Raw genomic sequence first — 26,328 nt, 5'->3', positions numbered from 1 at the left:
GTAGAAAGTAGTACCCATTGGCCCACCTGCTCGGCGGCGAAAACCTCACCGTTTCGTTCGCGACCCGCACTGTCCTCGACGGCGTCACCCTTGGTTTGGAGGATGGCGACCGGATTGGCATGGTGGGCCGCAACGGTGACGGCAAATCCACGCTCATGCGGCTGCTCGCCATGCGCTCAACACCTGATTCAGGCCGGGTCACCAAGCGCGGTGACGTTACCGCGGGCTATCTGGACCAAGCGGACGTACTCGACGGCGACCTGACCGTCGGCGCCGCCATCGTTGGCGACCGCGCAGACCACGAATGGGCTGCCAACCCCAAGATCCGTGAGGTCATGGGGGGACTGGTGGGCGATGTCGACTGGCACGCCAACGTCCATTCATTGTCAGGCGGACAGAAGCGGCGCGTTGCCCTGGCGAAGCTCCTGATCGAAGACCACGACGTCATCATGCTGGACGAGCCCACCAACCACCTCGACGTCGAAGGCGTGGCCTGGCTGGCGCGTCACCTCAAATCACGCTGGCGTGCCAACCAGGGTGCGTTCCTGGTGGTCACCCACGACCGTTGGTTCCTTGATGAGGTCTGCAACTACACCTGGGAAGTCCACGACGCCATGGTGGACATGTTCGACGGCGGTTACGCCGCCTACGTTCTGGCCCGCGCCGAGCGTGACCGCATGGCTGCCGTCGTCGAAAACAAGCGCCAGCAGCTCGTCAAGAAGGAACTCGCCTGGCTGCGGCGCGGTGCGCCTGCCCGGACGGCAAAGCCGAAATTCCGTATCGAAGCTGCCAACGACCTCATTGCGGATGTACCTGAGCCCCGGGATTCGGTGGCTTTGAGCAAGATGGCGACAGCGCGTTTGGGCAAGGACGTGCTGGACCTTGAAAACGTGACCCTGGACTTCCAAGGCGGCGAGTCCGGGCAGAAGCTCTTTGACAACATCACCCTGCGTTTGGCGCCGGGGGAGCGCCTCGGGCTGGTTGGCGTCAATGGCGCCGGTAAGTCCACCCTTCTGAAGCTGCTCAACGGGGAGATCCAGCCGACGTCGGGCAAAGTGAAGCGGGGCAAGACGGTGGTTACTGCCGTCCTGACGCAGGACGTGAAGGAGCTCGACGAAGTTTCTGACCTGCGGGTCATCGAAGTCATCGAACGCGAAAAGCGGTCCTTCAGCGTTGGCGGCAAGGAATTCACCGCCGGCCAGCTGGTTGAGCAACTCGGTTTCACCAAGGAAAAGCAGTGGACGCCGGTTCCGGACCTCTCAGGTGGTGAACGACGCCGGCTCCAGCTGCTTCGCCTGCTGGTGGGGGAGCCGAACGTCCTCATGCTCGACGAGCCCACGAACGACCTCGACACCGACACCCTTGCCGCTGTTGAGGATGTTCTTGACGGCTGGCCCGGGACGCTGGTTGTGGTCAGCCACGACCGGTACCTCCTGGAGCGGGTCACCGACAACCAGATGGCGTTGCTGGGCGACGGAAAGCTCCGCGGGCTGCCCGGCGGTGTGGATCAGTATCTTGAGCTGCGCGAGGCGGCACTGGCGTCCGGCGCAGTGCTGGGTGGCTCCACGGCTCCGACGGCCGCCAGTGGAGCGGCAGGCACCAGCTCAGCTGCGCAGTCCGGAGCCAGCGAGGCCGAGAAGCGGGAAGCCCGGAAGGACCTCAACAGGATCGACCGGCAACTTGGGAAGCTGGCGCAGCAGGAGGAGAAGCTCCACACCCAGATGGCAGCGAAGTCCGAATCCGGCGACTTTGATGCCTTGAGCGAACTCAACGTCAAGCTTCGGGAGTTGCTCGACGAGAAAGAGGGACTCGAACTGGAGTGGCTCGAAGCCGCCGAGGTCCTGGGCGAGTAGTACCAGCCCTCGCTCACGTCCCCCGGGTTTGGTGTGGACGCTCGCTCACGTCCCCCGGGTTTGCGCCTCGGGTTCGTAGCCGATCAGCCAATGCAGGCCGTATCGGTCGATGACCTGTCCATCCGAGGCGCCCCACGGCTTGGGTGTCAACGGGTCCACGATCCGGCCGCCGTCGGCGAGCTTGTCGAACCATTCGTGCAGAAGCGGAGGTTCCGTGGCGCCGAGGAGGGAGAGCATCGCGCCCTCCATGCGAACCGCTTTTTCACCGCTGGCGGCATCGGAACCCATCAACGCCACGACGCCGTTGAGAACACCGTGCGCGATGGCATCCGAAGGCCCGTCGTCGCGGCCGAAATCCGCGTAGGAGTGTAACGATAGTGCGCCTCCAAAGACGTCCGCGTAAAAGCTGAGGGCCTCGCGCGCCGTGCCAGGAAAGCTGAGGTAGAGCTGGGGTGCTGTCATGCGCACATCCTACTCATGCCGGAAATTGCACCAGGTGAAGTGGGTGGGTTGAGAGTGAGGGTTGGGGTGAAGTGGGTGTGCGAAGGAGGGTCAGCCCTCCGAACGCAGCTCTGGTTCCTTCTGCAGACCGGTCAATCCGTTCCAGGCAAGGTTGACCAAGTGTGCAGCTACAGCGCGCTTGTCGGGCTCACGGCTGTCGAGCCACCACTGGCCGGTCATGGCAACCATGCCTACAAGCATCTGGGCGTACATGGCGCCGTCGGCCGCACTGAAGCCCCGGCGGGCGAATTCGTCCGAGAGAAGGTGCTCCACGCGGGCGGTGACATGGGAAAGCAGGGTGGAGAAGGCGCCTTCGGGCTGTGAAGGCGGCGCATCGCGCATGAGGATCCGGAAGCCGTCAGTGCGGTCCTCAATGTAGCCCAGGAGGGCCAATGCCGCGCGTTCCACCAGGACCCGTGGCTTCGCCTCGGTGCTGAGGGCCTCCGTAATGGAGTCCAGCAGGATGTGGAATTCGGTATCCACGACCTGCCGGTACAGGCCTTCCTTGGAACCAAAGTGTTCGTAGATCACTGGCTTGGAAACACCGGCCGACGCGGCGATTTCCTCGATGGTGGTGCCGTCCAGGCCCCGGGCTGAGAACAACGCCCTGCCAATGCTGATCAACTGTGACTTGCGTTGCTGACCGGTCATCCGGACCCGCACCTGCTGGCCGTTGGAAGCGTGGTCCAACGGGGCGGACGTGGCCCCAGGCCGGGAAAGTTCAGTGCGCTTGCTCACCTGACCATCATGCCGCAGATGCCTCGCCGAGCGGGTGAAGGCACCGTGCGATGGTGCGTCGCGAAGGGTTTGCCAGGCGGCCAAGTCGCGAAGCATGCAATGGTCATGGCAAACTAGTTTCTTGTGTGTGGAACCCGGGACTCCGGGAGACCCTCCGGGCCGCTGGTCCGAAGGAGGAGCCACGCACGGTCCGCTCTGGTGTAACGGCAGCACCCCGGCCTTTGGAGCCGTGGAGTATAGGTTCGAATCCTATGGGCGGAACGGTCGGAAAACGCGCTCCTTCTCTGTACCTGTGACGGCTCTAACGGTGCCTGGGTCCATTGTTGGATGGCAGCAATCCGAAGCCGGGTTACCCGGGACATACAGAGCAAGGAGAGCCAGTACGTGAGCCCCGAAACCAACGGTCCCGCAGCGGTGATCGTCTTGGCCGCAGGCGCCGGAACGCGCATGAAGTCGCGCACTCCCAAGATCCTCCACGAAATCGGCGGCCGTTCAATGGTTGGCCACGCTCTGCTCGCAGCCCGCGCCATCAACCCCGCCAAGCTCGCGCTGGTTGTGCGCCACGAGCGTGACCGGGTGGCCGGGCACGTCTCGGCACTGGACCCCGAAGCGCTGATCGTAGACCAGGACGAGATCCCCGGCACCGGACGCGCGGTGGAAGTGGCTTTGAACGCGCTCGACGCCGAAGCCCCCCTGACCGGCACAGTCGTGGTCACGTACGGCGATGTTCCCCTCCTGACCGGTGAACTGCTGGCCGAACTGGTTGCGACCCACGAGTCCGAAGCCAACGCCGTAACGGTCCTCACTGCGGTCCTGGACGATGCCTCGGGCTATGGCAGGATCCTGCGTGCCGAAGACGGCACCGTGACCGGCATCCGGGAACACAAGGACGCAAGCGACGCTGAGCGCAGCATCCGCGAAGTCAATTCCGGTATCTACGCCTTCGACGCCGCCGTCCTGCGCAAAGCACTCGAAAGCGTCACCACGGACAACGCCCAGGGTGAGATGTACCTCACCGATGTCCTCGGACTGGCGCGCGACGCCGGAGGCCGGGTCGCCGCCGTCGTGACTGAAGACCGCTGGCAGGTTGAGGGCGCCAACGACCGCATTCAGCTTTCGGCGCTCGGCGCCGAACACAACCGCCGCATCATCGAAGCCTGGATGCGCGCTGGCGTGACCGTGGTGGACCCGTCCACCACCTGGATCGATTCCACCGTCACCCTTGACGAGGACGTCCGCCTCCTGCCCAATACGCAACTGCATGGCTCCACCACCGTGGCGAGGGACGCCGTCGTCGGACCTGACACGACCCTGACCGACGTGAAGGTCGGCGAAGGCGCGAAGGTGATCCGCACGCACGGCTCCGGTTCCACCATCGGCGCCAAGGCAAGCGTGGGTCCCTTCACCTACCTCCGGCCGGGCACGGTCCTGGGGGAGACGGGCAAGATCGGTGCGTTCTACGAGACCAAGAACGTGACCATCGGCCGGGGCTCGAAGCTCTCCCACCTGGGATACGCCGGCGACGCCGAAATCGGCGAAGACACCAACATCGGTTGCGGAAACATCACCGCAAATTACGACGGCGAGAAGAAGCACCGCACGGTGATCGGCTCGGGCGTCCGCACAGGTTCGAACACGGTCTTCGTCGCTCCCGTCACCGTTGGCGACGGCGCCTACAGCGGTGCCGGGGCGGTAATCCGCAAGGATGTTCCCGCCGGTGCCCTTGCCGTCAGCCTGGCCGCCCAGCGCAACGCCGAAGGTTGGGTCATCGCCAACCGTCCGGGCAGCGGCTCCGCCAAGCTGGCCGAAGCAGCGCAAGAGCTGACCTCCACCTCCACGTCCCCACAATCCCCGGCAACCACAGAAGAAGGCAATCAGGCATGAGCGAAATTACCGCACACGGCGAGAAGAAACTGATTCTCGCCGCCGGAAGGGCGCATCCGGAGCTGGCGCAGGAAATCGCGAAGGAGCTGGAGACCGAGCTCCTGCCCATCGACGCCTACGACTTCGCCAACGGTGAGATCTACGTCCGTTCGGCCGAGAGCGTGCGAGGCACTGATGCCTTCGTCATCCAGGCCCACCCGGCACCGCTGAACAACTGGCTGATGGAGCAGTTGATCATGATCGACTCCCTCAAGCGCGCCTCCGCCAAGAGGATCACGGTCGTTTCCCCGTTCTACCCCTACTCGCGCCAGGACAAGAAGGGCCGCGGCCGCGAGCCCATCTCCGCCCGCCTGGTTGCCGACCTCTACAAGACCGCAGGTGCGGACCGCATCATGTCCGTGGACCTGCACACCTCGCAGATCCAGGGCTTCTTCGATGGTCCCGTCGACCACCTGATGGCCATCCCGCTGCTGGCTGACTACATCCGCACCAAGGTTGAAGCCGACAACATTACGGTGGTTTCCCCTGATACCGGCCGTGTCCGCGTTGCCGAGCAGTGGGCCGAACGCCTGGGCGGTGCCCCGCTGGCGTTCGTGCACAAGAGCCGCGACCTCACTGTGCCCAACCAGGCCGTCTCCAAGACTGTTGTGGGCCAGGTCGAAGGCCGCACCTGTGTGCTGATTGACGACATGATCGACACCGGTGGAACCATCTCCGGCGCCGTCCAGGTCCTGAAGAACGCCGGTGCCAAGGACGTCATCATCGCCTGCACCCACGCTGTCTTCTCCGACCCCGCAGCGCAGCGTCTCGCTGATTCGGGTGCCCGCGAAGTTGTTGTCACCAACACGCTGCCGATCCCGGCGGAGAAGCGTTTCCCGTCGCTCACCGTGTTGTCGATCGCGCCTTTGATTGCGCGCGCCATCCGCGAAGTGTTCGACGACGGTTCGGTCACCAGCCTGTTCGACGGCAAGGCCTGACTCCAGCTGAGCTGAGACGGGCCATCCGCCGCCTCCGGGCGTGCGGGTGGCTCGTTTTTTGCACCCGTTTTCTCCGAATGCAGGCAGCGCTGGTAGACTCTTGGGGATACCTTGGCGAGGGAGAGCACATCCGGCCCACGTTTCGTGGACCAGGGTTGCGGGTCTCCGTTATCGACTGGGTCTGCATCTCCTTCAACACAGGCGGAACGGCTGCACGCGGCCGTGCTCAGCCGGGCGTCGAAGGTCTCCAGACCTCCGCCCTTGCTGAAAGACCAGCCCGGCCCCGACCGGGCGCCACAGTAATCAAGGAGTACACATGTCTGAGCAGAAGCTCACCGCGGAACTGCGCACCGAATTCGGCAAGGGCTTCGCCCGCCGTGCACGCATGGCCGGCCAGATCCCCGCTGTCATCTACGGCCACGGCGCAGAGCCGCTCCACGTCAACCTGCCGGCAAAGGCCACCACGCTGGCTGTCCGCGTTTCCAACGCCCTCCTGGCAATCGACGTCGACGGCGAGCAGCACCTGACTCTGGTCAAGGACATCCAGCGCGATCCGGTAAAGCAGATCATCGAGCACGTTGACCTGCAGACCGTCCAGGCCGGCGAGAAGGTAACCGTTGACGTTGCCATCCACGTGAGCGGCGAAGTTGCTCCGGGCGCTGTCGCGACCCTCGAAGCAACCACCATCTCCCTGGAGGCCGAGGCAACCCACGTTCCCACCGCCGTCGAGGTTGACATCGAAGGCCGCCAGGCCGGCGAGAACGTCCATGCTTCGGACCTCGTCCTGCCCAAGGGTTCCACCCTGCTCGCCGACGCTGAGACCTTGGTTGTCCGCGTTGCCGAGGAAGCCGCAGCTGAAGAAGCCGAAGGCTCCGAAGAAGCAGCTGCCGAGTAGTCTTTGACTGCTTGAGGCTGATGCCTTTGAGGTGGCCGGGTCCCTTGGGGTCCGGCCACTTTCCTTTTCCATGACGCCACTATCGTCGCTGCGTCGCACAACGTTTCCTAGGATGGGACCATGACTGACACCTGGCTGATTGTCGGCCTCGGCAACCCCGGCGGTGAGTACAGCAACAACAGGCACAATGTGGGCCAGATGGTGCTGGATGAACTGGCCTCCCGCATGGGTGGGAAATTCAAGGCCCACAAAACGCGCGCCCAGGTAGTGGAAGGCCGCCTTGGTCTGGGCGGTCCGCGTGTGGTGCTCGCGAAACCGATGACCTACATGAATGTCTCCGGCGGTCCTGTGGCGGGGCTGTGCAAGTTCTTCGACATCGCTGCTGACCACGTCATTGCCGTCCATGATGAGATCGACATCCCATTTAACACAGTCAAGCTAAAAATCGGCGGTGGGGAGGGCGGCCACAACGGCCTCCGTGATATCTCCAAAGCCTTGGCAACAAGGGATTATTTGCGGGTCCGGGTCGGCGTGGGAAGGCCCCCGGGACGCATGGATACCGCTGACTACGTGTTGCGGGACTTCGCCACTGCGGAGAAGAAAGAACTCCCTTTCCTCCTGGACGAGGCTGCCGACGCGGTGGAACTGCTGATAGCCGAAGGCCTGCTGGCCGCCCAGCAGAAACACCACCCCGCCAAAGCTTGAGCAAATCTTGAGTAAAGCCTGATCAAAGACTGACTGCTTCGAGGAGCTCTAGGCCTACAAACTGTCGTCGCCCGCAGGTAGTGTGCATGTTACGCAGATGAGCGGTGGGGGACTATCGCGATTGTGTTAGCTAAGGATGCAGATGTCGGCGGAGTTGCTAAACAGGAGCGGTGGAGGCGCAGCGAGGGCTGCGGCTCCCGATCTCGTGGGCGGACCAAGCGACCGCCAGACATGGTCACTGCTGGCCCGGAGCCATGATCTGTCCAAAGCCGTCAAGTATCTTGACTCACCGGACTCTTATGGAGTGATCCTCACGGGCGAGAGGGGTATCGGCAAATCCGGCCTCGCCCGGGCTGTGGTGTCCTCCCTCGGCCCCAAGGTCCACAGCCTGCAGCTGCGCAATACGGTAGCGAACGGCCAAACCCCCTATGGGTGCCTCGGTTTCCTGCTGGCCCGCTTGCCCTCTGAGGCTGTTGGTTCCCCCACGGGCATCCTCCATGCCGTAACCAGCCTGATCAGGGCCGAAGCTGCGGGACGGGAAACCGTCTTCATTCTGGACAACGCAGGCGGCATGGATCCCATGAGCACGGGCGTTCTGCTGAACCTGATGTCCACGGGTACCGCCAAGGTGGTGGCTACGGTCCAGCGCGCCAGCGATCTGCCGGCGGATTTCCACCGGATGGTGCTGGACGGTGAACTGGGCGAGGTACACCTGAACACACTCAGCGAGGAACAAACAAAGCAGGTGCTGGGCTCAGTCCTGGGCCACTATGTCTCCACAACGCTGGCGGGCTCGTTACATGCGGCCGTCGGGGGCAACCCCATGCTGTTGCACGCGCTCCTGGAGGAGCAGCGCCACAGGGGCAACCTGGTCCTTAACGACTCCGTGTGGACCCTCCGTGACCGGATCACACTCGAGGGCGCCACGGTGGTGGAGGATTTCGTCCGGTCCAGACTGGCGCGCGAACCGCAGGCCAGCAGGACAGTGGTGGAAGTCCTGGCATGCGCGCAGCGCGCCACGCTGGTGGATCTCGCAGGCATCTTCGGGACGCAGGTCCTGGTGGAGATGGAGGAAACCGGCCTGCTCACGGTCGAGCGGGAGGCAGAGCATTGGGTCTGCCTCCGGGACCCCTATGTTGGCGAAGTAGTCCGCAGTTGGCTGAGTACGCGCCGCATGAGGGAACTGCGTGTGATGCTGCACGGTTCCGAAGAGCCCGAACCCAGCGGCCTGGCTCCGCAGGACCTGTTGAGCTACGCCGCCTGGATGCACGCCTGCGAGGATGAGCCCCAGCCGTCGCCGGCATTGGCTCTTGCCGCCGGACTTGCTGCCTTGGACGACTATGATCCCAACTTCGCCATCCAATGCACCGTGTCGTTGAACCCCGGGGATGCCGAGTGGGTGCAGGGCCAGCGGCTCAAAGCCGCTGCCTACCTCATGCTTGACCTGCCGTTGCATGCCGCCCAGGCACTGGACGAGATTTCCGAGGCACACATCGACGGACTGGATCCGCTGGAGTTCGCTGAAGTTGCGGCCGCCCAATGCCAGGCAATGACCTGGATTGATGGCCGGTCCGCCATGGTTCCCGGAGTCCTCTCGGAGGCCTTCGAAAGGCTCGAAACGATGGCCTCCGACTATCCGTCGGCAACAATGAACAGGGCCCGGAACCGGCTGCAGCTGTGCAACTACGAGTACAAGACATTTATGGGCGAGTACGCGTCCATGGTTGAGGACCTCGAAAAGGAGCTGGAGAAGGACTTCGCGGAGGACCGTGAGCATTGGCTTCGCTCGTCCTTTTTCCTGATCGAGGCCCGCTGCATACTGGGCCGGGAGATGGAGGCCCAGCAGCTTGCCCGGAACGTCTCACGGCATTTGGCGGACTCGGACAGGCCGGCCCAGCTGGAAGAGGCTTTCGCCAGGCATGCCTTCCTGGTCCTTTTGTTGTCCGGCCAGTGGCGCAAATGCATCGAATTGATGAGGCGTACTCCTTCAAGGCCCTCCCGCCTCCAGTACCGGGGTGCGCTCACTGAATTGGGCGCCGGCCTGGCGTATGCCTATGCAGGCAAGCCGGCCAGCGCCATCGAACCGCTGCGCTCCGCAGTTGCCCAGTTGGAGCTCCGGCCCGCCATGAACATGAACAAAGTGGCGTACGCTGCCACCGCCTTCGCGTATGCCCAATTGGGAAATTTCGTCGAGGCCGGCCGCTACCTGGACCTGTACAGGACCAGCAGGGGAGCCGGGATGTACTTCTCCGAATCGGTGGGGGTGTTCTGCGCCGAGATGGCAGGCAGGTGGATGGGCGACCCCGATGTGAAGGAGCGGCTGCTTGAGCGTGTCCACGACGACATTGAGCAGCGGCGCTACACGACGGCGGGCATCTGTCTCTTCGGGGCCACCGTGGAAGGCACTGATGAGGAGTACCGGCTGCTGGAGGACATTGCCGGCCGCCGTCAGGGACCGCTGGCCAAGATCTCCGGGGACCTCGCCCGTGGCTCCCTCAACAAGAGTTCCCGCAGTTTGTTGGAAGCCGCCGACGCCGCCGCGTCCCTTGATCTGCTGGTGGTGGAGGCGCGTTGCGTGGCCATGGCGTTGGACTTCGCACGGGATGCCGGGGAGACCACGACGGCGCGGACGGCCCAGCTGAGATTGGAACGCCTGGAGCATTCAGTCTCCGCGCTTCCCATCCAGCCAAGATCCGACGCGCCGGTATTGACCGAGCGGGAACGCCAAATTGCTAAACTCGCCGGAAAGGGTGTCAGCAACCGCGAAATCGCGATGGATATTGGGGTGTCTGTGCGAACTGTAGAAGGTCATTTGTACCAAGTGTTCACCAAGCTCGGTGTGTCGTCTCGGGGCGAGCTTAATGGGCTCCTGTGAGGTAGGGCGGGCGGCATCCACATTCTTCGTGCGGGCTGCCCATGCAGGCTGAGTACCTTGTAGGCCGGGACACCGATCTGGAACTGGCCTTGGAGATATTGCGTCAGGAAGGCGCCGGGGCCGTGCTGGTCGTGGCAGACGCCGGCATCGGCAAGACTGCGTTTTCTGATGAGCTGGCAGCCCGCCTGGCCTCGGAAATGGTGGTGATGCGGATCCACGGAAGCCCGGCGCTGTCCGCTGTGCCCTTTGGAGTCCTGGCACCTTACTTGCTGGATCTCCCTGTTGAGCAGGCCACCTCTCCGGTGGCGATCCTCCGCGAATTCTGGTCGCAGTTCGAGAAGAGGCGCGGCGGCGAGGGTGCGCGTCTCTTACTCGTGGTCGATGACGCCCACGATCTCGACGAAGGCAGCACCCAGATTCTGGCTGAACTGGTCACCGCGGGGTGGGCGCGGTTGGTGGCCACCAGCAGACCCAGGCCCGGTCTGCCGGCAGCACTGCTTCAACTCTGGTACGACGGCTTGGCCGAGCGTCTGGAGCTTCATCCCCTGGACAAGGACACATCAACCGAACTGGTAGAGAAGACGTTGGGCGGGACCGTTATGCCAAGTGCGGCAGACGTGCTGCACGCCCTGTCCGAAGGTAACCCGCTGCTGCTGCGATGCCTGCTTGACGACTCGCGGGCCGACGGGAACCTCGTACGGCGCAACGGAGTCTGGCTCTTGACCCGCGAGCCTTCCGGAAGCGGCGAAAACCTGGCTGAGGTTGTCAGGAACAGGGTGCTGCGGACCAGCGAGGCCGAGCGGGAGGCGATGTTTGTCATTGCCTTGTCCGAGCCCGTCCCTGCCGCTTTGCTGGACGCGGAGGTGGGCAGGGATACCGTACGGTCCTTGATGGACAACAGGCTGGTCATCCCCACGAACGGTGCCGGCAGTCCACTAAAAATGTGGCATCCCATGTACAGCGAGGCGCTCCGCCAGATCGTCTCGCCCGCCCGCAGCCTCCAGATCCGGCAACGGATGGTCCAACATCTTGCCGTGGAACCCACCACCGCTGAGGGTCTGCTCCGGACGGTGAGCTGGGCGCTGGACTGCGGTGCCGACGTCGACGACGAACTGCTGCTGCGGGCCGCGTTCCTGGCCGTCAAGCTCCTCCAGAACCCGTTGGCGCTTGCAGCTGCGGGCAAGGTCCGCTCCGAGGCACTGCGGCCGCGCGCCCGCGCGGTCATGGCGCTGGTCAGATATAACGACGGCGATTACAACAGTGCCGTGCGCCTGCTGGAGGAGGACAAAGGGTTCCTTGATGCTGATCCCATGGGACCGACAGGTGCGGGCCTGCTATGGGCGGCGGCCCGCTCGGCGCGAGGCGATTCGGCGTCGGATATCGCATCCGATGCCCGGACGGCGGCCAAATCGCTGACCGATGGGACTGCGCCCTCCAATGCCGCGTCCATGCAGGTCAAACGGCACGCCTGGACTGTGGAATTGGCCGCGCTGGCCCACGAGGGCCGTTACAGCGAACTTCGCGATGGCCTGGATTCGTTTGCCGAAGAGCTGCGGACGGATGAGCCCGACAGTGCCGTGAACCGGATCTTCCTGTTGGCCATGGAGTGCGAGCTGCTCACGATTGAGGGTCAGCCCGGGCATGCGCTCGAAGCAGGCCGTGAAGCGCTGGTCCTCCTCGATGAACATGGCGGGAACCTGCTGTATGTAGCGGATTTCGTCGTGGTCCGCTACGCCTTGGCCGCCCTGGAATCCGGGGACTGGAGTGCAGCCGATGCCGCCCTTGACCGCTACGCCGCCAGCTCGACCATGGGGCTGATCACCTTCGGGGGAGACATCCAGACACTCAAGGGCCTGGCCCTCGTGCGACAGGGTCGCACGGACCAGGCCATGGCGCTGCTGACTCCGGCCGTCGAGGCACTCCGGGTGAAGGACCCCCAGCTGCTCAGAAGCCTCGGACACGCCTTGGCGCTCTATGCGGCAGCCAAGTCCGGCAACACGTCGCTCGCGCAACGGTTGGCGGGCGAACAGGTCCCCGGGAGGGGCAACAGCTACGTTGAAGCGCTCGCTGGCCTTTTCGCCCTGGCCGGCCAGGAGCTTCTCAGCAAGGGGTCCGGACTGCAGAAGCTGCGGGAACTGCCGGAAGCCGGGGGCCTGCACGCGTTGCCGGGCTTGCTCCTGCAGAACCTGGTCCTGAGGACTGAGCTCGGGGACGCCGGTGCCACCGAATCCATTGAAGAAACCGCCGCCCGAATGACGGGAGCCTGGGCGGCAGGGTGGCAGTCACTGGCCTCAGCCCAGCTAAGCGGCGCGGGGCAAGGCTTCGTGAACGCAGGAAACCTCATGTCCGCGGCAGGGATGCCGGGACCGGCTGCGGCGGCGTTCGACAAAGCGGCCGCAACCTTCGATGCCGAAGGTAAACGCCCCGAAGCCCGACAGGCGGCCGTCATGCGGGACGTCAGCGAGGCGAGCATGGGCGACTCCCTGGTCCGCGACCCACACACCGATTCTGATCACGCGGTGCCACTGACACGTCGTGAGCAGGACATCGTCGCGCTGGCCGTTTCGGGCCTCACCGATCGACAAATAGCGGCGAAGCTCATGGTGTCGGTTCGCACCGTGGAAGGCCATTTGTACCGCAGCTACGCCAAGCTGGGTATCCGTCGTCGTGAAGATCTTGGCTCTGTTGTCCGACGCTGACCCAGTGTCCGCTTGAGTACCCCAAAAGAGCCCCTTGGCACCCCTGTGCCCGATTCCCGCAGGATTTAACCAATCGCTGGAGTAATCGGCCTGCGTTTCGTGTCGGAACCAAGTAGTGCCCCCTCCGGGTACTGAGTACAACACAGTATCGGGCGGTGAAAAGCACCCCAGTAATCGAGTACCGATTACTGGTGTTTGGCTTTTGCGCCCCCGGCAATATTGATCTTGGAAGAACGGTTCAGCCCCAAGCATCACCGGGATTCCGAAAGTCGCATCAATCGCATCGGTGGTCTCTTTAGCCGATGCCCCGGCCACCGGAAGGTGGTCCGGCCCTGAACGAAGCCGGCGGCGACAGAGTCTTCTGAGACCGAGACTCTCCCCCCAGCCGCCGCCGGCTTCTAAGCCAGGGACCCGCGAATCACCAAACAAAACTTCCCGGACATGGGACTGCTGCAATTGGAGTGTGCATGCTGCCGGACCCTTGGCTGGACGAAGATACCGTCACAGCCAGGCTGGGATCCCCGCAGCACCCCGACAGGGCGCAATTGCTGGAGCTGGTTCTTTCCACGGTACGTTCCCCCTCCACCAGTGGCATCGTTGTCGCAGGGGAGAAAGGTTCAGGGAAAAGCCACTTGCTGCTCTCGCTCAAGGCCGGCCTCCCCGAAACCATGGACGTCCGCACCTTCGCTGGAAGCCTTGACGCCACACAGTACGGAGTGCTTGCCCAAGGGGTTCCCAGCGCCGCAGCACGCAGGCCCGGAGTAAGCGCCACCACCGCAACCAGCTACTCAACGGCGCACATCCCCGATGCGGCCATAAGTGAGGGACCGATGCCGGGACTCCACGTCCTTCGTGCCCTCACCAACACCCTCGGGCCTGCCAGCTACGTGTACTCGGCACCGGCCCTGCAGCGGCGGGGCAAACGCCGCAACCAGTCCGCCCGCCCCCAGCTGGTCCTTCTGGTGGACGACATCCACTACGTCGACCCAGCGTCCCTTGGGGTCCTGCTGCAGCTCATTCCAGGATTCGGTGCCAAACTCGTAGCTACCGCGGACAGTCGGCGCCCGTTGCCCCAGGACCTGTACCAGCTCTGGGAAGACGGCTTCATGGAGCAGTACCTCCTGCCGCCGTTCACCCTCACGGAAGCGCATGCAGTGTGCGTGTCCCTCCTGGACGGGAAGGTCCAGCAGCGGGCCAGCAGCCTCCTTGCAGCGATGAGCGGATTCAATGTGGCCGTCCTGTGCCTCGCCGTGGAGGACGCGCGGCGTGCCGGGCTTCTGGTGCGGCGGGAGGGCTATTGGACGATCGACACCCGCGCCCATTGCGACTGGCCAGGCGTTGTGGAGCATGTCCAGGCCGACAACGAAGTCCGGCCGGCGGAGGAGCGGCTCGCTATGGAACTGGTCGCTTTGGCCGAGCCGGTCGCCTTCGAGATCCTGGAACGCCATTGTGGGCCGAAAGCCGTGGAAAACCTGCTGGCGGACCGTCGCATCAGGCTGATGCCAGGCTGGCGGCCCATGGTTCGCATGGGTTCATGGTTGTGGGGCGAGGCTACCCGGCTTGCTGTCCCGCGGTCCCGGAGCCTTGCGCTCCACCAGCAAATCGAGGAACCGGGCCTCACCCGTGAGACGGCGCCGAGCATGTTGCGATGGATGACCTGGACCCTGGATTGCGGCCTCGACCTCGCCGATGAGCTTCTTTTGGCCGCAGCGCCCGTCGCGGACCGCCCCTCCACCGCCGAACTCGTGCTTCAAGCGGCCGCCGCGGTCAAGGGACCGGATCACGCGGAAGAAGCCGGAATGATCAGGGCGAGGGCTTTGATTGCCGAGGGGCGGATTGCCGAAGCCACGCCGGTCCTTCGGCACTTGGCGGCGGCAGGACCGGACGAGGTAAAGCTCGACGCCGGCCATCGGCTGATGGCGTTGGAACTGCTGGGTGCAGTACAGGGTGATGTTCCTTCCGGGGACGACGCGGACAACCCCGCTGGCCGGATCGCAGCGGATGTTCGCGAGGCCGAACGGCTGCTCCTCTCCGGTACGGCAACGGAAGCCCTGGTGCGTTCCACCCAGGCGATGAAGGCCGTGGGCAATGATCCGGCGATGGAAGCGTTCCGCGCCGGCGTGCTTCTCCGGCATGTAATCTGCTTGCGCCACAACCTTGGCTGGAACGCCATGGGTCCGCTTCTGGATTATCCGGCCCACGACATACCCAGGCACGTGGCCGAGTGTTCGGAGGTTGCACGGGCCTACATCCAGCTCAGCCAAGGGTTCGCGCGGGCTGCGCGCGTGACCTTGGAGGAGGTGCTGGCGGAACTGTCCGACGCCGGCCTGCCGCCGGTCCGCTCTTTCGCCCAGGCGATGCTGGCCTACTGCGAAGCGTTGAGCGGTAACCCGGCCGCGGCCTTGGCCCGGGCCAAACGAGGTACCCGTGAAGCGCACAGGGCTTCAGCCAGGACATCGCCCGAAGACCTCCTGCCCCAGCTCAGCTCCCTCTACCGTGCAGCAGCCCGGGACGTCGCCTCAGGCAAAGCGACGCATCTTCCGGCGCTGGCGGGGCAGTTCCACGGCCAGGGCAAGGTGTTGCTGGAAGCTGAGGCGCTCTCCCTCATGGCGCTCAACGCAAGCAGCACCGCCGTCGTCGACGATGCCGCCCTGAGCCGCCTGGCGGCCGCCGCGACCGCCGTCGAGGGTGCTGGAGGGGCCGCCCTGCGCGCCTTTGCGGGCGCCCTGCTCGAGGACGAGCCCAAGACCCTGGAAACGGCGGGGCGCTCGTTGTCGGCGGACCGGTTGTTCGCCCACGCAGAGCTCTGCTGCGCCAAGGCGGCCCCTGCGTACCGGGCCCGCTCACGCACTGCGGCGGCCCGCAGGTCGGACGCCCTGGCTGAGCGGCTCCGCGGTGTCCTGGACAGCGGGACTGTGCCGCCGCTGGGGTGGCTCCCTGGGAGGGCAGGCAGCTGACGTGCTGAACGGCACACTGCCCGATCGGGCCCTGCGTGGGATAATGGGGAGTCCCTGAAGGATTTTCCAAGGAGCGCCCCTTGACTGCCGTATCAACTCCCGTCTCGTTGCAACAGTCCGTGCATGCCATGGACAACGCGGAGGTGTTGCGGATCCGGAACGACTTCCCGGTGCTGGATCAACTGGTCAACGGAAAGCCACTGATCTACTTGGATTCCGGCGCTACCTCGCAAAATCCGCTCAGCGTCATCGAAGCTGAGCAGGAATTCTACGAGCAGCGCAACGCTGCCGTGCACCGCGGAGCCCACCACCTGGCCGTCGAAGCGACCGAGGCCTTCGAGGACGCCCGCCAGACCGTGGCGGACTTCATCGGCGCCCGGTATGAGGAAACCGTGTGGACCTCCAACGCCACCGAGGGCCTCAACCTGATCAGCTATGCCCTGTCCAACGCAGCTTTGTGGGCTGCGCAGGGTCGGGGCAGCTCCGGCTTGAAGGACCTGGCCATCGGCCCGGGCGACGAAATCGTGGTCACCGAAATGGAACACCACGCCAACCTCATTCCCTGGCAGGAGCTCGCGTTCCGCACCGGCGCCACACTGAAATACATCCCCATCACCGACGATGGCGCCCTTCGACTCGATGCTGCCGCGGAGATCATCGGGAACCGGACCAGGCTGCTGGCCTTCACGCAGGCTTCGAACGTCCTTGGCACCATCAATCCCGTGGCCGACCTCGTTGCCATGGCACGGGGCGTAGGCGCGTTGGTGGTCCTGGATGCCTGCCAGTCGGTTCCCCATATGGCCGTTGACGTGAAGAAGCTCGACGTCGACTTCGCGGTGTTCTCCGGTCACAAGATGCTGGCTCCTACCGGTGTGGGCGTGTTGTACGGCAAGCAGGAGCTTCTTGATGTCCTGCCGCCGTTCCTGACCGGTGGTTCCATGATCACCACGGTCACCATGGAACGCGCCGAATACTTGCCCGCGCCGCAGCGCTTCGAGGCCGGAACACAACGCATCTCCCAGGCTGTGGCGTTGGCAACCGCCGTGAACTACCTTTCCGAAACCGGAATTGACCGCATCCACGCCTGGGAAGCGACCCTGGGCCAGCGCTTGGTCAAGGGCCTTGAAAGCATCGAGGGCATCCGCGTTGTTGGTCCCGCATCCGGTGCCGAACGGATTGGCTTGGCAGCGTTCGACGTCGCCGGTGTCCACGCGCACGACGTCGGGCAGTTCCTTGACGACCGCGGCATCGCCGTCCGCGTCGGCCACCACTGCGCCCAGCCGCTGCACCGCCGCCTCGGCCTGACAGCGACCACCCGGGCGAGCACGTACCTGTACAACACCACGGACGACGTCGATGCCTTCCTCGACGCCGTCTCCGGAGTCCGGGCCTACTTCCAGGCCTGACCACAACGACTTTTTCGAAGAAACGGGCACCAGCACCATGAGTCTTGACCAGCTTTACCAGCAGATCATCCTTGACCATTCCAAGCAGCGGCACGGCAGCGGCCTCGCCGGAACAGAGGCACCGTCAGGAGCCGCCACCGGCCAATCGCACCAGTTGAATCCGGTCTGCGGGGACGAAGTGACGCTCCGGCTGGCCGTCGCTGACGGGACCGTGCAGCAGATCAGCTGGGATGGTGCGGGCTGTTCCATCTCCATGGCCTCGGCTTCCGTGTTGAGCGAACTGGGGGAGGGCATGTCCGTAGAGGAACTGCACTCAGTAATCGACAACTTCCGCGAGGTACTCCGCTCACGCGGGAAGGTGCAGGCAGATCCGGAGATACTGGGAGACGCCGCAGCCTTTGAAGGAGTGGCCCGTTACGCCGCCCGGGTCAAGTGCGCCATGATCTCCTGGGTCGCTGCCGAGGACGCGCTCAACCAGGCGACCACAAGCTAAGTACCCCTGCGGCTAGGCGCGGGCGAAGACGTCAGGCACGCCGTCGCCGTCGTCGTCCCGTTCTTCGTCCGCCTGAACCTTCCGGTACCGCCGGTTGCGGGCCTTAAGCACGACGGCGGCCAGCAGCGCCGAAATCAGGGAACCTGCCAGGATGGCAACCTTGGCGTGGTCGTTGTGGGCCGATCCAGCGCCGAAGCTCAGCTCGCCGATGAGCAGCGAGACCGTGAAGCCGATGCCCGCCAGGAGGGCGAGGCCGAAGAGATCGATCCACGCGATGCTCGAATCCAGGCTCGCGCGCGTGGTCTTGGTGACCAGGAACGTAGTGCCGAAGACCCCGACCGCCTTGCCCACCACCAAGGCTGAAACGATGCCAACCGCCACGGGATCCTGCAGCGCCGCGCTCATGCCCTCCAGGCCGCCCAAGGCGACCCCCGCTGAGAAGAAAGCGAACACTGGCACTGCGAACCCCGCTGAGAAGGGGCGGAGCCGGTGTTCGAAGTGCTCGGCCAGACCCTCGGCCGGTTCGCCCTTCTTCCCGCTGGCAAAGACCGGCACGGCGAAACCGAGCAGGACGCCTGCCACGGTGGCATGGATGCCGGAGGCGTGCACGAAACCCCAGGTTGCCAGAGCCAGCGGCACCAGGAGGTACCAGCTGCGGATCCGTTTCTGCACCAGGAACGTGAAGAGGGCCAGCGGTACTGCGGCGGCCAGCAGCATGAGCGGCTGGAGGCCGGTGGAATAGAAAAAGGCGATGATGCCGATGGCAATCAGGTCATCCACTACGGCGAGTGTGAGCAGGAACGTCCGGAGCGCCGCGGGCAGATGGGTGTTGATGACCGCAAGGACCGCCAAGGCGAACGCAATGTCCGTGGCCGTGGGGATGGCCCAGCCCTTGAGGGTTTCAGGTGATCCAAGATTGAACAGGACGAAGATCAGGGCCGGGACTGCGACTCCGCCGATCGCGGCAGCCACCGGGACTACTGCGCGGGCCGGTTTGCGGAGTTCTCCGGCCACGAACTCGCGCTTAAGCTCCAGTCCGGCGAGGAAGAAGAAGACTGCGAGCAGGCCGTCGGACGCCCAGTGGCCGAGGCTGAGCTCTAGGTGCCAGGGTTCGAAGCCGAGCTTGAGGTCGCGGAGGGCGAAGTAGCCAGCTGCCGCGGGGGAGTTGGCCCAGATGAGGGCAACGACTGTTGCTGCCAGCAAAAGCGCGCCGCCGACGGTTTCCGTGCGGAGGATCGCGAGGATCCGGCGGTACTCGGGGTAGCTGGAGCGGGAGAAGACGGGTGGTGAGTGCTGGGCCACGGGGTTTCCTTACCTGGTTCGGGGTATCACTAAGACTCCGCCGACCAGACTTCCCGGCACACCACTGTCCATCCTACCCAACTAGGGGACAGTAAACGCTCCAATGAGGGCTCATTAGTGCGTTTACTGTCCCGCAGTTGGGTGAAACTCAGGCGACGAGGCCCGCGATTCCGATGACCGCTGTCGCGAGTCCCAGCACCATGGAGATGGTGACCAGGACGACGTGAACGGTCAGGAACTTGGTGGCCTTGCCTGCGGCGTCGCGGGCCCGGGGGTCCTTCATGACGCGCTTGAGGAACTGCGGCCACACAGCCAGCGACCAGATACCGGCCACAATCAGGACAACCGCAAGGATCGCGGGAATCTGCATGCTAGTGGCTTTCGAGCCAGGCCTCGGCCTGCTGCGACTGGATGCCCAGGGCCTTGCCCACCATGGGCTCGGCAGCGTCCGCGATCTTCCCGCCCAGGAACGGAACCGAAGACGTCACGTTGCCTTCGAGCTCGATCCGGGTGCTGCCGCCCTCAGCGACGAGGCGCTGGACGGCGGTGACATCCAGCGGGGCGCCGGCGATCTTCAGGGCGATCTTGCTGGCGCGTGAACCGTCGGCAGCAGGGGCTTCCCACTCCTCGGTCTGCGTTACCTTCAGGGTTTCGCCAACGAACTTGCGGGCGATCTCCGGCAGGCGGGTGGTGGGCAGCGTGCGGACCGTGGTGGTGGTGAAGGCACCGGCGGTGTCGCCGTCAACGGTGAACGATTCCAGCGAGCCGCCCACGTATTCGCTGGTGTGGCGCAGGAAATCCTCGTCGACAAAGACGGCCGCTACGCGGTCAACGCTGTGGGGCAGGGTGGTGGATGCACTCAGGGCCATGGGTCCTCCGTGGATGGTGGTGGTGAAGCTTTTTAGCTCCCAACATCCTACGGGGTCCGGGTGGACTCACTGGAACGCGCTTCGTCCTGGAGCTCTGTTGCGGCCGCTGAGATGTTGCGGGCCATCGAGGGAAAGATGAACCCGTGGAACGGGTACACGCCCAACCAGTAGAGCCGGCCAGCCAAGCCTCGCGGGAAGAAAATGGCGCGTTGCTTATAGAGGCTGCCGTCGCCGTCGGGCTCCACAGCCAACTCCAGCCAGGCGCCGCCGGGAGCGCGCATTTCGGCCCGCAGACGCAGCAAGTGGCCTCGGTCGATGGCTTCGACCCGCCACCAGTCCACAACCTCGCCCGTGTTCAGCGTCTTCGGGTGGCGGCGGCCCCGCAAGAGTCCCGCGCCGCCCTGCAGCTTGTCCAGCCAACCGCGCACCTTCCAGGCCAAGGGCATCGAGTACCAGCCGTTCTTGCCGCCGATGCCCTCGATGATGGTCCACACGTATTCCGGCTTGGATTCGCTGTGGAAGGTCCTCTCGTCCAGGAACACTTTGTAGCCGGCCCAGTCGGGGTCACTGGGCAGGGGATCGGCGTCGATGCCCGCATTGGCCCAGGTCGTCTCCACCTGGCCGTCCCGTTCCTTGCCCAGCGCCAGGGCGACGGCGCGGCGGTAGGGGGTCAGGCCGCCGTCGGGCTGCTTGATGTAACGGTCGACGTCGTGCTCCCGCGACACGGCGTCGTGCTGCAGTGACTGAACCAGCGGCAGGGACATGGACAACGGGATGGGCGTGACCAGAGCGACCCACAAGCCAGCCAGCTTGGGTGCGGGGACGGGAAGAGCGATGACCAGCCGTCGGGGGAGCCCGCGTTCGAGCGCGTATTCGTTCATCATCTCCTTGTATTTCAGGACGTCCCGGGAACCGATGTCGAAGCTCCTGTTGAGGCCTGCGGGAAGGGTTGCAGCAGCCACCAGATAATGCAGCACGTCCCTTACCGCGATGGCTTCGATCCGGTTATTAACCCAGCTCGGCGCGGGCATGACCGGGAGCGTGTCGGCCAGGTGCCGGATCATCTCGAAGGACGCTGAGCCCGAACCGATCACCACTCCGGCCTGGAACACAATCGAGTCCACTGCCGACTCCAGGAACACCTTGCCCACGGTCTCGCGGGAGCGCATGTGCGTGGAAAGTTGCGTGTTCTCCGGGTGCAGTCCGCCGAGGTAGACGATCCTGTCGACGCCGGCCTCCGTCGCTGCCTTGGCGACCAAGCGGGCCATGGCTTCTTCCTTGGCTTCGAAGCCACTGCCTGAGGCCATGGAATGAACCAGGTAGTACAGGACGTCCACGCCCTGGAGCGCCTCGGTGAGGCCGCCGGCGTCGGACAGGCTGTTTTCAATGATCTCGACGTCGTCATGCCACGGCACGTCGGCGATCTTTTGGGGCGTACGGACCAGGACTTTCACGCGATGACCGGCTTCAAGGAGGCGCGGGACCAGCCGGCCACCGATATAACCTGTGGCACCGGTCACCAGCACCGTCTTGGTGTCGTGCGGGGTGTTGGAATGCGTAGCTTCCGAAGGCTGCAAAGGAACTCCTGGGGCTGGGGTGGAGGTAGGCTGGAATGACCCGGCATTCGTCTGAATTTCCGGGCATTTGTGTTGCCTGCCCTTGGACCCACCCTAGGAGTTTCTGCCATGAGCCTCAACGGTCTGCGCCGCGCACTGGCGGAGGACAAGACGTTTGCGCGCGTTCGTACAGAGGCCCAGCGGCCCTTCAGCGACCGCAACACCGACTACCAGATCAGCGCCCCGACCGGCATGCGGGCCGTCCTGATCGCCGAAATGGCAGATGCCCTGGCCGATGCCGCTGCCGATGGTGGCGGCGCGCCGGTGGTCCTCGCTGTCACTGCCACGGGCAGGGAAGCCGAGGACCTCACAGCCGCCCTGTGCTCCTATCTCCCCGCGGACTCCGTTGATACTTTCCCGAGCTGGGAAACCCTCCCGCACGAACGGCTTTCGCCGCGCTCCGACACCGTGGGCCGGCGGCTTTCCGTGCTGCGCCGCCTGACCCACCCGGAAACCTCGACGGCGGCCCCGTTGCGCGTTGTGGTGGCTCCCGTTCGCGCCGTTGTTCAGCCGATCGTGGCAGGCCTGGGCGACCTCGTTCCGGTGACGCTGCAGGTGGGCCAGGAACGCTCCTTCACCGAAGTTGTCCGCGCCCTGTCCGACGCCGCCTATGCCCGGGTGGACATGGTGACCCATCGTGGTGAATTCGCCGTCCGCGGTGGCATCCTCGACGTCTTCCCGCCCACCGAGGACCACCCCATCCGTGTGGAGTTCTTTGGCGACGAGGTGGACCAGATGCGCTGGTTCGCCGTCGCCGACCAGCGCTCACTGTCCGCGCCCGGCATCCACCACCCCACGGAACTGCACGCCCCGCCGTGCCGGGAAATCCTCATCACTCCTTCCGTGATGTCCCGCGCCGCCAAGTTGAAGGCCGACATGCCCGCCGCAGCAGACATGCTGGAGAAGATCGCGGGCGGCATCGCGGTTGAAGGTATGGAATCCCTGGCGCCCGTGCTGGTGGATGCCATGGTTCCGTTCGTGGACCAGCTCCCGGCGGGCTCGCTGTCGGTGGTCATCGAGCCCGAAAAGGTGCGCACCCGCGCGCACGACCTCGCGGCCACCAATGAAGAGTTCCTGGAAGCGGCCTGGTCAACAGCGTCCGACGGCGGCGCCGCGCCACTTGATCTGTCGTCCCAGGCCTCGACCGACCTGCATGCCGCCAGTTTCCGCTCACTGACGGACACCCGCTCCGCTGCGCTTGAACACGGCGTTTCCTCGTGGTCCATCACCTCCCTTGCCTCGGACGAGGACCTGGTCCTGGACATCGACGTTTTGAACATGCGTGCGCGCGAACCGCGCGGCTACCAGGGCGACGTCGCTGAGATGCTCGAATTCATCGGCTCGCGAGTCCGTGATCAGTGGCGCGTGGTGGTGGTGACCGACGGCCCAGGTCCTGCCCAGCGGTTGGCTGAGCTGTTCCACGACGCAGACATTCCGTGCACCCGCGTTGACTCCCTGGATAACGAACCCCAGCCGGGCATCATCGAGGTGACCACTGCCGCCGTCGGCCGTGGTTTCGTCCTGGATGGACTGAAGCTGGGGCTGTTGACGGAAGCGGACCTCCTGGGACGGGCCACGGCCAGTTCCACGAAGGACATGCGCCGCATGCCGTCCAAGCGACGCAACGCCGTTGATCCGCTGCAGCTGCACGCCGGGGATTTCGTGGTTCACGAGCAGCACGGCATCGGCCGGTTCGTGGAGCTCATACAGCGCAAGGTGACCGGGACGTCGTCGTCCGACGCCGGACTGCGCGAGTATCTGGTGCTGGAGTACGCACCCTCCAAGCGCGGCGCCCCCGGAGACCGTCTCTTCGTACCCACGGACCAGCTGGACCAGGTGACCCGCTACGTTGGCGGCGACACTCCGGCCCTGAGCAAGATGGGCGGGGCGGACTGGGCCAGCACCAAGTCCAAGGCCCGCAAAGCCGTCAAGGAGATCGCCGGCGAACTTATCCGTCTGTACTCGGCCCGCATGGCATCCCGAGGGCACGCCTTCGCCCCGGATACTCCGTGGCAGCGCGAGTTGGAGGAGGCGTTCCCTTACGTGGAGACGCCTGACCAGTTGACCACCATCAACGAGGTCAAGGCAGACATGGAGCGCGAGATCCCCATGGACCGGCTGGTGTCCGGCGATGTGGGCTACGGCAAGACCGAGATCGCTGTCCGCGCGGCGTTCAAGGCTGTCCAGGACGGCAAGCAGGTGGCAGTCCTGGTGCCCACCACGCTCTTGGCACAGCAGCACTACGAAACCTTCACCGAACGCTTCTCCGGCTTCCCATTGCGAGTGAAGCCGCTGTCCCGTTTCCAGTCCAGCAAAGAGGCCAAGGAAACGGCCGAGGGCGTCAAGAGTGGCGCCGTGGACGTGGTGATCGGAACGCACCGGCTGCTGTCCAAGGACTTTGAGTTCAAGGACCTTGGCTTGGTCATTGTGGACGAGGAACAGCGCTTCGGCGTCGAACACAAGGAAGCGCTCAAGAAGATGCGCACCAACGTCGATGTGCTGGCCATGAGTGCCACGCCGATCCCGCGAACCCTGGAAATGTCCCTGACCGGTATCCGGGAAACCTCAACGCTGGCCACCCCGCCGGAGGAACGCCACCCCGTGCTGACGTACGTGGGACCCTTCACCAACAAGCAGACCTCGGCAGCCATCCGCCGCGAGCTCATGCGCGAGGGACAGGTGTTCTTCGTCCACAACCGGGTGTCCTCGATCGAGCGCATTGCGGCCCAGATCCGGGAGCTTGTCCCTGAAGCGCGGGTGGAGGTGGCGCACGGGCAGATGTCCGAGAGCCGCCTGGAGAAGATCATTGTGGACTTCTGGGAGAAGCGCTTCGACGTCCTGGTCTGTACCACCATCATCGAAACCGGCCTGGACATCTCCAACGCCAACACGCTCATCGTTGACGGGGCGGACAAGTACGGCCTCTCGCAGTTGCACCAGCTTCGTGGCCGTGTCGGCCGTGGGCGCGAACGTGCCTACGCTTACTTCCTTTACCCCTCGGAAAAGCCTCTAGGCGAGGTGGCTTTGGAGCGTTTGAAGGCAGTGGCGGCGCACAATGAGCTGGGTGCGGGCATGCAGCTGGCCATGAAGGACCTCGAAATCCGTGGTGCCGGCAATCTGCTGGGCGGAGAACAGTCAGGCCACATCCAAGGCGTCGGCTTCGATCTCTACATCCGACTGGTGGGCGAGGCTGTTGCCGAGTATCGCGGCGAAGCCGAGGAGAAGGCCGCCGAGATGAAGATCGAGCTGCCGGTCAACGCACACCTGCCCCATGACTATGTTCCGGGGGAGAGGCTCCGCCTGGAGGCCTACCGCAAGCTCGCCGCCGCCACCACGCATGAAGCCATCGACGAGGTGCTCGCCGAACTCGTGGACCGCTACGGTGAGCCGCCGCTCCCGGCCCAAAACCTCATTGCCGTGGCCCGCTTCCGGGTGGGTGCCCGCGAAGCCGGGTTGTCCGACGTCGCACTTCAAGGCAACTTCATCCGCTTCTCGCCGGCGCAACTGCCCGAATCCAAAACCATGCGCCTGAACCGCATGTACCCGGGTTCGCAGGTCAAGCCTGCCTTGGACGCTGTGCTCATTCCCAAGCCCAAGACCGCTCGGATCGGTGGCCGCGACCTTCAGGACGCCGAGATCCTCCAGTGGGCCAACAATGTCATTGAAGCGATCTTCGCCGATGTGCCTGTGAAGGCGGGCTAAGCGAATGATGGGAGGACACCACGCCGCGTCGGGAGCCGCGGCGTGGATAGCTATTGCCTCGACCGGTCCCTACGCCTTGGGCTGGTACCCCCTGGATTCCACCGGAATCCTGATTGGCGCCATGGCGACGGCAGGAACGGCTTTGGTGTGCGACTGGGACCACCGGCACAGCACTATTGCCAATTCGCTGCCGCCGCTGTCCAATGTGATCGCCGTGGGGATCGAGAAGGCAAGCGGTGGGCACCGGCAGGGTACTCACTCGCTGCTGGGGGCCTCCGCGTTCGTGGTGCTTGCCGCGATGGCCGCGCAGTTCCAGATGATGACACCGGTGGGCAAACTCTCGATCGGCGCCGGCCTGCTGTGCATGTTCATGATCAACCTGGCTGCCAAGGCGCTGAATCTGTTCCCGAAGTCCGGATGGATCACCAACTGGCTTTTTGCCCTGGTCATGGCAGGTCTGGTCACCTGGTTTGCCCCTGATCAGTGGGGCTGGCTCCCGTTGTCCATGCTCACGGGTGTGGTGGTTCATATCGTGGGGGACATGATCACTGTGGGCGGCGTGCCCTTGTTGTGGCCGATCGTCATCAAGCCGCCGAAGTTCCTGCGGAAGTCGCTGGTGAGCGGCATCTGGCGGGCGAACGGTGCCTTCTCCGTGCCGCTGCTGGGCCGCGCCGGATCCCGACGCGAATGGCTGGTGCTGATTCCCGTCAGTGGCTACGCGATGGTGGGTATGGGAGCCGCGGCGTGGTCGCTGGCCCAACTGCACTGGCCGGCCTTCCTGGCGGCCCTGGCGCTTTAAACGACGAACGCGGGGTCACTTACGGCCCATCCCGAAGGGGATGATGGGCCGTAAGTG

The 26,328-nt window shown here is 64.6% G+C and carries 18 protein-coding genes and 1 tRNA gene; 13 read left to right on the top strand and 6 right to left on the bottom strand.

Going from position 1 to position 26,328, the window contains the following annotated elements; all coding sequences use genetic code 11:
• Positions 1-17: 17 nt before the first annotated feature.
• Positions 18-1,853 carry an ABC-F family ATP-binding cassette domain-containing protein gene (locus ACFVSI_RS12510; protein WP_387823838.1) on the top strand — a complete coding sequence of 612 codons (1,836 nt, stop codon included), beginning with the start codon at positions 18-20 and terminating at the stop codon, positions 1,851-1,853.
• Positions 1,854-1,898: 45 nt separating this feature from the next.
• Here the strand turns inward: ACFVSI_RS12510 and ACFVSI_RS12505 are convergent, their stop codons facing one another.
• Both ACFVSI_RS12505 and ACFVSI_RS12500 read right to left on the bottom strand, forming a co-directional pair.
• Positions 1,899-2,315 carry a VOC family protein gene (locus ACFVSI_RS12505; protein WP_387823835.1) on the bottom strand — a complete coding sequence of 139 codons (417 nt, stop codon included), beginning with the start codon at positions 2,313-2,315 and terminating at the stop codon, positions 1,899-1,901.
• Between the two features lie 90 nt (positions 2,316-2,405).
• Positions 2,406-3,005 (bottom strand): TetR/AcrR family transcriptional regulator, encoded by a 600-nt coding sequence (locus ACFVSI_RS12500; RefSeq protein WP_387824044.1) that lies wholly within the window; start codon positions 3,003-3,005, stop codon positions 2,406-2,408.
• A 276-nt stretch (positions 3,006-3,281) separates the two neighbouring features.
• On the opposite strand from ACFVSI_RS12500, the gene ACFVSI_RS12495 reads away from it, so the two are divergent.
• The 10 genes from ACFVSI_RS12495 to sufU all read left to right on the top strand — a co-directional run bounded on the left by ACFVSI_RS12495 (position 3,282) and on the right by sufU (position 17,983).
• A tRNA-Gln gene (locus ACFVSI_RS12495) sits at positions 3,282-3,353 on the top strand.
• A gap of 123 nt (positions 3,354-3,476) precedes the next feature.
• Entirely contained in the window at positions 3,477-4,976 is a 1,500-nt protein-coding gene (glmU, locus tag ACFVSI_RS12490) for a bifunctional UDP-N-acetylglucosamine diphosphorylase/glucosamine-1-phosphate N-acetyltransferase GlmU (protein WP_387823832.1), read from the top strand.
• The gene (locus tag ACFVSI_RS12485) at positions 4,973-5,953 is read left to right on the top strand and encodes a ribose-phosphate diphosphokinase (protein WP_011774071.1); all 981 of its coding nucleotides are present in this window, start codon (positions 4,973-4,975) and stop codon (positions 5,951-5,953) included. Before glmU ends, ACFVSI_RS12485 begins: the two co-directional genes overlap by 4 nt.
• Positions 5,954-6,269: 316 nt before the next feature.
• Positions 6,270-6,848, top strand: coding sequence for a 50S ribosomal protein L25/general stress protein Ctc (locus tag ACFVSI_RS12480; RefSeq protein ID WP_387823827.1), 579 nt, complete (start codon positions 6,270-6,272; stop codon positions 6,846-6,848).
• Between the two features lie 120 nt (positions 6,849-6,968).
• Positions 6,969-7,553 (top strand): aminoacyl-tRNA hydrolase, encoded by a 585-nt coding sequence (pth, locus tag ACFVSI_RS12475; protein WP_387823825.1) that lies wholly within the window; start codon positions 6,969-6,971, stop codon positions 7,551-7,553.
• A gap of 142 nt (positions 7,554-7,695) precedes the next feature.
• The gene (locus ACFVSI_RS12470) at positions 7,696-10,428 is read left to right on the top strand and encodes a LuxR C-terminal-related transcriptional regulator (protein ID WP_387823822.1); all 2,733 of its coding nucleotides are present in this window, start codon (positions 7,696-7,698) and stop codon (positions 10,426-10,428) included.
• 41 nt (positions 10,429-10,469) lie between these two features.
• Positions 10,470-13,127 (top strand): AAA family ATPase, encoded by a 2,658-nt coding sequence (locus tag ACFVSI_RS12465; protein WP_387823819.1) that lies wholly within the window; start codon positions 10,470-10,472, stop codon positions 13,125-13,127.
• Between the two features lie 467 nt (positions 13,128-13,594).
• Positions 13,595-16,084: an AAA family ATPase gene (locus ACFVSI_RS12460; protein WP_387823816.1), complete on the top strand. Its 2,490-nt coding sequence runs from the start codon at positions 13,595-13,597 to the stop codon at positions 16,082-16,084.
• A gap of 80 nt (positions 16,085-16,164) precedes the next feature.
• Entirely contained in the window at positions 16,165-17,490 is a 1,326-nt protein-coding gene (locus tag ACFVSI_RS12455) for a SufS family cysteine desulfurase (protein WP_387823813.1), read from the top strand.
• 37 nt (positions 17,491-17,527) lie between these two features.
• A complete protein-coding gene (gene sufU / locus ACFVSI_RS12450; RefSeq protein ID WP_387823810.1) occupies positions 17,528-17,983 on the top strand; it encodes a Fe-S cluster assembly sulfur transfer protein SufU in 456 nt (151 codons plus the stop codon).
• A 12-nt stretch (positions 17,984-17,995) separates the two neighbouring features.
• On the opposite strand, the gene nhaA is transcribed toward sufU, so the two are convergent.
• From nhaA to ACFVSI_RS12430, 4 genes are all read right to left on the bottom strand, one after another.
• Positions 17,996-19,285, bottom strand: coding sequence for a Na+/H+ antiporter NhaA (gene nhaA / locus ACFVSI_RS12445; protein WP_387823806.1), 1,290 nt, complete (start codon positions 19,283-19,285; stop codon positions 17,996-17,998).
• Positions 19,286-19,433: 148 nt separating this feature from the next.
• Positions 19,434-19,655 carry an SCO4848 family membrane protein gene (locus tag ACFVSI_RS12440; protein ID WP_387823804.1) on the bottom strand — a complete coding sequence of 74 codons (222 nt, stop codon included), beginning with the start codon at positions 19,653-19,655 and terminating at the stop codon, positions 19,434-19,436.
• Between the two features lies 1 nt (position 19,656).
• The gene (locus ACFVSI_RS12435) at positions 19,657-20,154 is read right to left on the bottom strand and encodes a DUF2505 domain-containing protein (RefSeq protein WP_387823801.1); all 498 of its coding nucleotides are present in this window, start codon (positions 20,152-20,154) and stop codon (positions 19,657-19,659) included.
• Positions 20,155-20,201: 47 nt separating this feature from the next.
• Positions 20,202-21,731 carry an SDR family oxidoreductase gene (locus ACFVSI_RS12430; protein ID WP_387823798.1) on the bottom strand — a complete coding sequence of 510 codons (1,530 nt, stop codon included), beginning with the start codon at positions 21,729-21,731 and terminating at the stop codon, positions 20,202-20,204.
• 108 nt (positions 21,732-21,839) lie between these two features.
• Here ACFVSI_RS12430 and mfd point away from each other — a divergent pair, with 108 nt between their 5' ends.
• Together mfd and ACFVSI_RS12420 are read left to right on the top strand one after the other, a co-directional pair.
• Positions 21,840-25,472, top strand: a complete 3,633-nt coding sequence (gene mfd / locus ACFVSI_RS12425) for a transcription-repair coupling factor (RefSeq protein ID WP_387823795.1) — start codon at positions 21,840-21,842, stop codon at positions 25,470-25,472.
• 4 nt (positions 25,473-25,476) lie between these two features.
• A complete protein-coding gene (locus ACFVSI_RS12420) occupies positions 25,477-26,271 on the top strand; it encodes a metal-dependent hydrolase (RefSeq protein WP_387823792.1) in 795 nt (264 codons plus the stop codon).
• Positions 26,272-26,328 lie beyond the last annotated feature (57 nt).

This window comes from Paenarthrobacter sp. NPDC057981 (assembly GCF_042886835.1).
Lineage (GTDB): Bacteria > Actinomycetota > Actinomycetes > Actinomycetales > Micrococcaceae > Arthrobacter.
Note: the sequence above shows the minus strand (reverse complement) of the source record. Positions and strands in the feature narration are given on the sequence as shown.

Coding starts and splice junctions, on each gene's coding strand:
- ACFVSI_RS12505 (WP_387823835.1), bottom strand. CDS start 2,315: ATGACAGCACCCCAGCTCTACCTCAGCTTTCCTGGCACGGCGCGCGAG.
- ACFVSI_RS12500 (WP_387824044.1), bottom strand. CDS start 3,005: ATGACCGGTCAGCAACGCAAGTCACAGTTGATCAGCATTGGCAGGGCG.
- ACFVSI_RS12485 (WP_011774071.1), top strand. CDS start 4,973: ATGAGCGAAATTACCGCACACGGCGAGAAGAAACTGATTCTCGCCGCC.
- ACFVSI_RS12480 (WP_387823827.1), top strand. CDS start 6,270: ATGTCTGAGCAGAAGCTCACCGCGGAACTGCGCACCGAATTCGGCAAG.
- pth (WP_387823825.1), top strand. CDS start 6,969: ATGACTGACACCTGGCTGATTGTCGGCCTCGGCAACCCCGGCGGTGAG.
- ACFVSI_RS12470 (WP_387823822.1), top strand. CDS start 7,696: ATGTCGGCGGAGTTGCTAAACAGGAGCGGTGGAGGCGCAGCGAGGGCT.
- ACFVSI_RS12465 (WP_387823819.1), top strand. CDS start 10,470: ATGCAGGCTGAGTACCTTGTAGGCCGGGACACCGATCTGGAACTGGCC.
- ACFVSI_RS12460 (WP_387823816.1), top strand. CDS start 13,595: ATGCTGCCGGACCCTTGGCTGGACGAAGATACCGTCACAGCCAGGCTG.
- sufU (WP_387823810.1), top strand. CDS start 17,528: ATGAGTCTTGACCAGCTTTACCAGCAGATCATCCTTGACCATTCCAAG.
- ACFVSI_RS12440 (WP_387823804.1), bottom strand. CDS start 19,655: ATGCAGATTCCCGCGATCCTTGCGGTTGTCCTGATTGTGGCCGGTATC.
- ACFVSI_RS12435 (WP_387823801.1), bottom strand. CDS start 20,154: ATGGCCCTGAGTGCATCCACCACCCTGCCCCACAGCGTTGACCGCGTA.
- mfd (WP_387823795.1), top strand. CDS start 21,840: ATGAGCCTCAACGGTCTGCGCCGCGCACTGGCGGAGGACAAGACGTTT.
- ACFVSI_RS12420 (WP_387823792.1), top strand. CDS start 25,477: ATGATGGGAGGACACCACGCCGCGTCGGGAGCCGCGGCGTGGATAGCT.